The sequence below is a fragment of the Cesiribacter andamanensis AMV16 genome (assembly GCF_000348925.1).
Lineage (GTDB): Bacteria > Bacteroidota > Bacteroidia > Cytophagales > Cyclobacteriaceae > Cesiribacter > Cesiribacter andamanensis.
Genome location: NZ_AODQ01000041.1, coordinates 25,611 through 33,091, shown reverse-complemented (window position 1 = coordinate 33,091; position 7,481 = coordinate 25,611). Strand labels below are relative to the sequence as shown.

Genomic DNA, 7,481 nt, shown 5'->3' with positions numbered 1-7,481 from the left:
CAAAGGCATCTACCAGAAGCCAGATCAGGCCCAGTAAAATGATGATCCCAATGATCCAGGGCCATATAGGCGTCGTCTTTTTTTGGGTTCTACTCGAATTTCTGCCATGGTTTTGTACTGTTTTGGTGCAAAAGTTAGAAGGTAAAAAATAGGGTGACCCTCACAAAAAAAGGGGTACACAGGCACAGCTAGATGCTTAGCAAACAGCGGCTTGCCTTACTTCAAAAGCCAAAAAATGCAAAATTGTTTTGGGTGCCGCCGTTAATTTTCGCCGGCCTGAAGGGGGGCTGGGGCTGCCTGAGCTGCCGCTGCTGGTTGGCCACACCAGCAAGGGTTTCTATAAAGGATAATCAGGGGGAAATCAAGGGGCAGGTAGGCTGCTGGCGTTAGCTACTGCTGCCCCAGGCGGTAAGCAGCAGCCGGCGGCGGCCTCCCTGGTTGCGGTGTTCACACAGGTAAATACCCTGCCAGGTGCCCAGGGCCAGGCGTCCGCGGCTAATGGGCAGGGTAAGGGCGCTATCCAGCAGGGCGGTTTTCAGGTGGGCAGGCATATCATCAGTCCCCTCCTGGGTATGGGTAAGGTAGGGGGCGCCTTCCGGCGCCAGCCGGTCAAAATAGCTGGCAAAATCCCGCCGTACGCTGGGGTCGGCGTTTTCATTGAGGGTAAGCGAGGCCGAGGTGTGCTGCAGAAATACGTGCAGAAGCCCGGTAGTAATTTTGGGCAGAAAGGTGCAGGCTTCTTCTACCTGGCGGGTAATAAGGTGGTAGCCCCTCGGGTAAGGGGGTAGCTGAAGTTCCTGCTGATAAAAATGTACCATACGCAAGGCAAGGGGGTAAGGGAGAAAAAGCAGTAAGCTGTGCAGCCGCAACCTGCCTGGCCTGCAGGAGGGAGCAGCCTTTACCAAGTGGGTAACCCCTTTGCGCCTGTTCTGGTTTTGGGCCCGGGCTTATTCCTTGGTGTACTCCAGCGCCCCAATATCGGGCTGCGCATCGCGCTCCTGGCCGCTCAGGTCCAGCAAAATGCCCAGGTCTTTGCCGGCATTAACAGCCGGCGAAAGGGAATCGGGACGGTAATTGTAGCGGCTGATGTCCTGAAAGCGCACATAGGTGAGGGCAGTGCTGATGAGGTTACCCCCTTGCTCCAGGCTGGTATCGCTGCTGCGGATCAGGTTATGCTCCAGCAGCAGGCTAAAGGGGGCCTGCCCAGCACGGTCTGCCAGAAACTCATTTCCGGAGCCCAGGTTGCCCCAGATAATGGTATTCTGCAGCTGCAGCTGAAGGGGAGCGGTCAGCATTTCGCCATTGTCCAGCACCACATTGTCGGAAAAGAGTGCCGCAGGCAGGCTGCGCTGCCCACCCCGCAGGTTGGCAAAGGTGCAGTGCTGGTAGCGGTAGTTGCCGCCGGCCAGGTTGGCTACGGCAGGGCCCAGGCAGTTGGCTACCAGGGTGTTGATGGCCAGCAGGTCGGAGGTGTAGGCCAGAATGCCAGCCTCCAGATGATTTTCCAGCCGGCAGCTTTCCAGTACCAGATCGGGGGTATCGTCGGGGTCGGGGGTGCCCAGGCGCACGCCTACCTGGGCGTTGCGGATATCGCAGTAGCGCAGGCGGTTGGCCTTGCTGCCTTCCAGAAAGAGTATGCCCCCCCACTGACCCGGCTGGGTATCATAGGCGCCCCCCTGGCGGTGGTTGCGGAACAGGATGCGCTCATTTTCCGCAGCTTCGCCCTCGGCAAGTAGCGTACCCTTTACATAGAGAAAAGCGCCTGGCTTAAAGTAGAGGCGGGTGCCCGGCCCTATGGTAAGGGTGCAGAGCGTATCCACCAGTATGGAGCGCTCAATGATGTAGGGCAGGGCCGCATCCCAGTAGGTAGCGCAGGGGAGGGTGCTGCTGCTGATGCTGCGTGCATTCTGTCCCCAGCCCATAATGGGCACTTCCTGCTGCAGCCCCTTGTTGACTACCAGCAGGGCATCGGCCGCCAGGTAGGGGGTGGGTTCGGCAGTAGGGGGCAGGGTAACTTCCAGCAGGAGCAGCAGGCTATCGCCCCCCAGCAGGCGCTGCGGGCCAAAGGCCTTGCCCGGCCGGCCATTCACAAAAAGGGTATAGGGCGAGGCACTGCCCCCCTGCAGGGCCAGGGACTCCAGCACCACGGCCTTATCCGAGGGGTTAAAGATGCGCAGGCGTCGGGTAGTGCTGCGCTCGGCAGTAAAGAGGGTATCAAAAAAAGGGTATCGGTACTAAAGCGCAGGGCTACGGCTTCGGTTTGCAGAATCTCGTCCTGAGGCATGCAGGAGGCCAGGGCCCCTGCCAGCAGCAGGGCCAACCAACATACACACTGCTTTATCGTCACGCCCGTTCCGATCCTTCTTTTAGCTTTTCGGCATGCTCGGCAATGCGGAGCTGCTCAATGAAATCATCGATCTCTCCTGCCATAACGGTGGGCAGGTTGTGTACCGTATAGCCAATGCGGTGATCAGTTACCCGGCTCTGCGGATAATTATAGGTGCGAATCTTGTCGGAGCGGTCGCCGCTGCCCACCATGGACTTGCGCTGGGCGCTGATCTCGGCATTGTGCTTGTTGAGCTCAATCTCGTAGAGGCGGCTGCGCAGTACCTTCAGGGCTTTTTCAAAGTTCTTGATCTGCGATTTCTCGTCCTGGCAGCTTACCACCAGGCCGCTGGGGATGTGGGTAAGGCGTATGGCTGAGTAGGTGGTGTTTACCGACTGCCCGCCCGGTCCGCTGGAGCAGAAGGTGTCCTTGCGCACATCGTTCATGTTGATCTCCACTTCCACCTCATCTACCTCGGGCAGCACGGCCACGGTAGCGGCCGAGGTGTGCACCCGGCCCTGGGTTTCGGTGGCGGGTACGCGCTGCACGCGGTGCACGCCCGATTCGTATTTGAGAATGCCGTACGCATCGGTGCCGGTTACGGTGGCGATGATCTCCTTATAGCCGCCGGCAGAGCCTTCGGTAAGGTCCAGTACCTCCAGCTTCCAGCCCTGTTTTTCGATAAAGCGCTGGTACATTTTAAAGAGGTCGCCGGCAAAAATGGCCGCCTCGTCGCCGCCGGTACCGGCGCGCACTTCCAAAATGGCGTTTTTGTCGTCGTTGGGGTCTTTGGGAATGAGCAGCTTTTTAAGCTCCTCCTCCAGGGCTTCTTCCTTAGGCTCCAGCTCTTCCAGTTCGGCCTTGGCCATTTCCCGGAAATCAGGATCTTTTTCGGTGTTGAGGACCTCTTTGGCCTGTTTAATGTTGCTGACTACCTGCAGGTACTCATCGTACTTCTTTACAACTTTTTCCAGGTCTTTATATTCCTTGCTCAGCTTGCCATATTTGGTCATGTCGGCCATGGATTCTGGCTGGATCATGAGCTGGCTTACTTCTTCAAACCGATGACGGATGGCCTCTAACTTATCTCGCATACCTTGGGCAATTACATCACAAAATTAACATATTGTACGCAGCTTAACAGAGGCTTGCCGAAAACATTTTGGAAAAGGTGCCTTGGGGCCAGGCGGTGCCGGGGGCCCCATTGCGCGCCGGACCGGTCCGGCTGGCGGCCATCTTGGGGCAGTGCAATTTTTGGCAGCTAGCCCAATTTTATTACTTCATAAGGTTATGGGGGAACTTCTACCGGTTTTCGGCAGCCAGACCCCCTACATTTGGTGTACAGTAATTAACTCACAGGTATGGCAAAGGCAAGCAAGCTTTTTGTGGTGATGGTAGCCCTTTTTTTGGGGGCGCAACACTCAGTACAGGCACAGGGGACGGACTATAAGTTTCATACCGTCTTTATCTACAACTTTACAAAGTACATTAAATGGCCCGATGAGGCCCCTGCCGGCAGTTTTGTGATAGGGGTGCTGGGCAAATCGGGCATTACCGAACCGCTTAAGGAAATGGCCGCCACCAAAACCGTTAATGGCAAGCCCATTGAGATAAAAATCTACAATACGGTAGAGGAAATTAAGGACTGCCACATGATGTTTATCCCTACGGACCGCAGCAAAGACCTGGCCGCCATCCGCAGCAAACTGGCCAGCCAGCCTACCCTCATCATCAGCGAAAAAGCGGGTTTGGCCCAGCAGGGCAGCGCCATTAACTTTATCCTGGCCGATGGCCGCTGGAAGTTTGAGGTAAACCAGGCCTCTACCGAGCTGCACAAGCTTAAAATAAGCCAGGAGCTGGTAAAGTTTGCCGCCAAGGTATATACAGAAGTCTAGGCAGTTCGTGCAAACCGGCCTGAAAATACTGAAGATGTGGAATTTACTTACATTTTGGTCTGCAGGCCGCCCGCTCGCAAAATCCAATTTTAGCCGATAATTTTATTACTTTCCCAGCTCGATCTATAGCTTATTCCATCGCATGAAACGATTTAGGTTTACCATAGGAAATAAAGTGCTTTTGGGGTTCTCCATCCTCATAGTTATCTATGCGGTCAGTGCCACCATCAGCATTGTTACCATAGGCCAGGGCGACCAGATTAACCGGGAAAACTCCGAGGTGATAGACCCCTCGGTACGGCAGCTGAGCGAGCTCAACCACCTGGTAACCCAGTCTAAAATGCTGGTGACCAACTGGGTGTACATGTACCGTAACCTGCAGGACCAGCAACGGCTCGATAGCCTTCAGCAGTTTGAGTACCCCGTACTGAAGCAGCAGCTGCAGCAGGTGGCCCAGCGCTGGGATAACCCCAAGCAGCGGGCCGAGCTGGACTCTGTGCTAACCCAGCTGGATGGTATCTTTCAGGTACAGCGCACCGAGATCATGGACAACCTGCGCACCTTTGAGGACTATGAGGACTCCATGATCAAGTTTATGGCCGAAGAGTCGCTCTCCAGCCAGATTCTGCCCCAGATGGGCCAGCTGCAGGCCAACCTCAAAAACCTGATCCAGGCCAAAACTACCGAAAAGGAAGAAGCCACCCTGCTCCAGATGGAGTCTTTTGACCGGCTGCGCAATGCTACCCTGGCCATTGCCTTTATTGTGGTGATCCTGGGCATTATCATTGCCCTGATCATAGCCCGCACCATTACCACGCCGGTAAAATACATGAAAGAGATTGTGCTAAAGCTTAGCCGGGGCATTCTGCCCGAAGATGGCGGCCGCAAGTTTTCCAACGACGAAATTGGCGAGATGGCCCTGGCGCTTGAAACGCTGGTGTCGGGTCTTAAATCTACCTCGGGCTTTGCCGAAAATATTGGCAAGGGCAATTATGCAGCCTCCTTTGAGCCCCTGAGTGGGGAAGATGTGCTGGGCAACTCGCTCATTGACATGCGCAACAACCTGCAGGCCGTAGCCGAGCAGGACAAACGCCGCAACTGGGCCACCGAAGGCCTGGCCAAGTTTGGCGAGATCCTGCGCAAGCAAAACGACAACATCGGCAACCTGAGTGATACCATCCTGAGCAATCTGGTGAAGTACATGGATGCCAACCAGGGCGGTCTCTACATTGTAAATGACGAAAACGAGGGTGACCCCTTCCTGGAAATGGCCGCCTGCTATGCCTGGGATAAAAAGAAATACCTGGAGCAGAAGGTGTATCCCGGCGATGGCCTGACCGGCCAGGCCTGGGTAGAAAAAGCCACCATTTACCTGACGGATGTGCCCGATGACTACATCAGCATTACCTCAGGCCTGGGCGAGGCCAATCCTACCTCTATTCTTATTGTACCCCTGAAGATCAACGAAGAGATTTACGGCCTGATCGAAATTGCTTCCTTTGATACCTTTGAGCCGCACCAGATTGAGTTTGTAGAGAAGATTGCCGAAAGCATTGCCTCCACCCTCTCGGCGGTAAAGATCAACGAGCGCACCCAGCGCCTGCTGGAAGAATCCCAGCAGCTCACCGAGCAGATGCGCGCACAGGAAGAAGAAATGCGCCAGAACATGGAAGAGCTGCAGGCCACACAGGAAGAAATGGAGCGCACCCAGACCGACCGCAAAACCAAGGAAAGCATCATTAACAACACTAACCTGATGTTTGAGCTGGCCGAGAGCTTTAAGATCAGCCTGGTAAATGCTGTTACTACCCAAACGCTGGGCTACCGCGAAGAAGAGTTGCGCAACATGGCCTTTGGCAGCCTGGTGGGATCAGCTTCTGCCCTGGCCGATGCCAAACGGGTGGTAGACGAAGGCCATACCTGGACTGGCCTGCTGCCCCTTAAAAACAACAAAGGAGAAGAGGTGCTCACCAAAGCATCGGCCGGCCGTATCCGCGACCCCTACGCCAACACCTATAAATACCTTATCTTTGCGGCAAACATTAGCACTGTTGCCCAAAGCCATGAGCAGTTGTAAGTCTATTCTGATACTCGTGTTTTGTATACTGGCTGCCTGCGACCCGGGCAGCCAGGGTCGTTTAGATAAGGAGACCTTTGAGGCCGAACAGCGCCGCAGGGAGCCCCGCCGCCTGAAAGAAGGCGAAATTACCGAGGCCGTGCGCCAGCAGGGCAACGCCCTGGCCGAGCGGCTCCAGCGGCAGGCTGGGGAGAGCCCTGGCTGTTGCCCCGTGTTGTCCCAATCACTGCAGGATTCCCTTAGCCAGCAGCAGATACGCGTAAGCTGCCTGCGGCTGGATGCCCCCCCGTCTACTGAGCTGGAGCAGCAGGAGCGGGAACTGCTGGATGCCTACCAGTACAGTTGGGAGCAGGGCCAGCCCCTGGAGCCCAATGTGCAGCCCCTGGGCAAAGAGGCCTTCTTATATACCGCCCCCGTTAGCCCAATGCCTGCAGCAGAAAAGCCCTGCGCTATCTGGAGCATTCGCCTGCTCAGGCGGCAGGTGATTCAGCACATGTAAGGGGGGTAGAGAGTAGGGCTAGCGCTTTTCCCAGAGTCCGGCAGGAACCACTTCCAGCACATGCCCATCCGGATCTTCAAAGTAAAAGGACCTGAGCCCGTTGGGCCACTCCTCTTCATGGGTAATGGCTATGCCCAGGCCGGCCAGCCTAGCTTTGCAGGCCTCGTAGTCCGGGGCTGCTACTTCAAATGCTATGTGTTGTTTGCCCTTGGCCCAATGGGGGGGTAGCTGCCCGCTTTTGCGCGAGGCTTCGGCAATAAAGCAAAGCAGCACCGAGCGGCCGGCCCTAAAAAAAATATGCCTGTGATCTACTTTCCCGATCACAGGCAATTCCAGAATGCCTTCGTAAAATTCCCGTGTTCGCTCAAGGTCGGTTACGTACAGGCAGGTTTCCTTTATCTGCTGGATTAGCATGCGCGGGCAGGTTAGGCGCTTTGCTGCAGAAAGGCTAAGGGGAGCACTTCAAAATATTCTTCAAACTCCTGGCGCTTCAGCAGCTTGGTCTGCTTGCCATTGCCCCATTGAGGCGTCACTTCAAACAAGCCGTTGAAGGACCTGCCTGTATAGGTACGGTCTACCGTAAAGCCTTCTAGTCCGGAATTGGCCTTAGGGGTTTTGTTACACTTGTAGTGAATTCTGAACTTGTCCATACCGTTTATTTGCTTAAAAAATCTATTCTTGTTA

At 55.4% G+C, this 7,481-nt stretch carries 8 protein-coding genes; 3 read left to right on the top strand and 5 right to left on the bottom strand.

Going from position 1 to position 7,481, the window contains the following annotated elements:
- Nucleotides 1–386: 386 nt before the first annotated feature.
- The 3 genes from ADICEAN_RS09445 to prfA form a co-directional block, all read right to left on the bottom strand.
- A complete protein-coding gene (locus ADICEAN_RS09445; protein WP_009195359.1) occupies nt 387–818 on the bottom strand; it encodes a secondary thiamine-phosphate synthase enzyme YjbQ in 432 nt (143 codons plus the stop codon).
- A 129-nt stretch (nt 819–947) separates the two neighbouring features.
- Nucleotides 948–2,147, bottom strand: a complete 1,200-nt coding sequence (locus ADICEAN_RS09440) for a hypothetical protein (RefSeq protein ID WP_009195358.1) — start codon at nt 2,145–2,147, stop codon at nt 948–950.
- Between the two features lie 196 nt (nt 2,148–2,343).
- The gene (prfA, locus tag ADICEAN_RS09435) at nt 2,344–3,420 is read right to left on the bottom strand and encodes a peptide chain release factor 1 (RefSeq protein WP_009195357.1); all 1,077 of its coding nucleotides are present in this window, start codon (nt 3,418–3,420) and stop codon (nt 2,344–2,346) included.
- Between the two features lie 267 nt (nt 3,421–3,687).
- On the opposite strand from prfA, the gene ADICEAN_RS09430 reads away from it, so the two are divergent.
- The 3 genes from ADICEAN_RS09430 (at nt 3,688) to ADICEAN_RS09420 (ending at nt 6,797) form a co-directional block, all read left to right on the top strand.
- Complete coding sequence (locus tag ADICEAN_RS09430) at nt 3,688–4,221, top strand: YfiR family protein (RefSeq protein WP_009195355.1); 534 nt, start codon at nt 3,688–3,690, stop codon at nt 4,219–4,221.
- A 142-nt stretch (nt 4,222–4,363) separates the two neighbouring features.
- Entirely contained in the window at nt 4,364–6,298 is a 1,935-nt protein-coding gene (locus ADICEAN_RS09425; RefSeq protein ID WP_009195354.1) for a GAF domain-containing protein, read from the top strand.
- On the top strand, nt 6,285–6,797 hold the full coding sequence (locus tag ADICEAN_RS09420) for a hypothetical protein (RefSeq protein ID WP_009195353.1): 513 nt from the start codon (nt 6,285–6,287) through the stop codon (nt 6,795–6,797). Before ADICEAN_RS09425 ends, ADICEAN_RS09420 begins: the two co-directional genes overlap by 14 nt.
- A gap of 18 nt (nt 6,798–6,815) precedes the next feature.
- Here the strand turns inward: ADICEAN_RS09420 and ADICEAN_RS09415 are convergent, their stop codons facing one another.
- Both ADICEAN_RS09415 and ADICEAN_RS09410 read right to left on the bottom strand, forming a co-directional pair.
- A complete protein-coding gene (locus ADICEAN_RS09415; protein WP_009195352.1) occupies nt 6,816–7,211 on the bottom strand; it encodes a VOC family protein in 396 nt (131 codons plus the stop codon).
- 11 nt (nt 7,212–7,222) lie between these two features.
- On the bottom strand, nt 7,223–7,447 hold the full coding sequence (locus tag ADICEAN_RS09410; RefSeq protein WP_040396620.1) for a hypothetical protein: 225 nt from the start codon (nt 7,445–7,447) through the stop codon (nt 7,223–7,225).
- Nucleotides 7,448–7,481 lie beyond the last annotated feature (34 nt).

Excerpts from the sequence above, each read along its gene's own strand:
- ADICEAN_RS09445 (WP_009195359.1), bottom strand. The coding sequence starts at position 818 with ATGGTACATTTTTATCAGCAGGAACTTCAGCTACCCCCTTACCCGAGG.
- prfA (WP_009195357.1), bottom strand. The coding sequence starts at position 3,420 with ATGCGAGATAAGTTAGAGGCCATCCGTCATCGGTTTGAAGAAGTAAGC.
- ADICEAN_RS09430 (WP_009195355.1), top strand. The coding sequence starts at position 3,688 with ATGGCAAAGGCAAGCAAGCTTTTTGTGGTGATGGTAGCCCTTTTTTTG.
- ADICEAN_RS09425 (WP_009195354.1), top strand. The coding sequence starts at position 4,364 with ATGAAACGATTTAGGTTTACCATAGGAAATAAAGTGCTTTTGGGGTTC.
- ADICEAN_RS09420 (WP_009195353.1), top strand. The coding sequence starts at position 6,285 with ATGAGCAGTTGTAAGTCTATTCTGATACTCGTGTTTTGTATACTGGCT.
- ADICEAN_RS09415 (WP_009195352.1), bottom strand. The coding sequence starts at position 7,211 with ATGCTAATCCAGCAGATAAAGGAAACCTGCCTGTACGTAACCGACCTT.
- ADICEAN_RS09410 (WP_040396620.1), bottom strand. The coding sequence starts at position 7,447 with ATGGACAAGTTCAGAATTCACTACAAGTGTAACAAAACCCCTAAGGCC.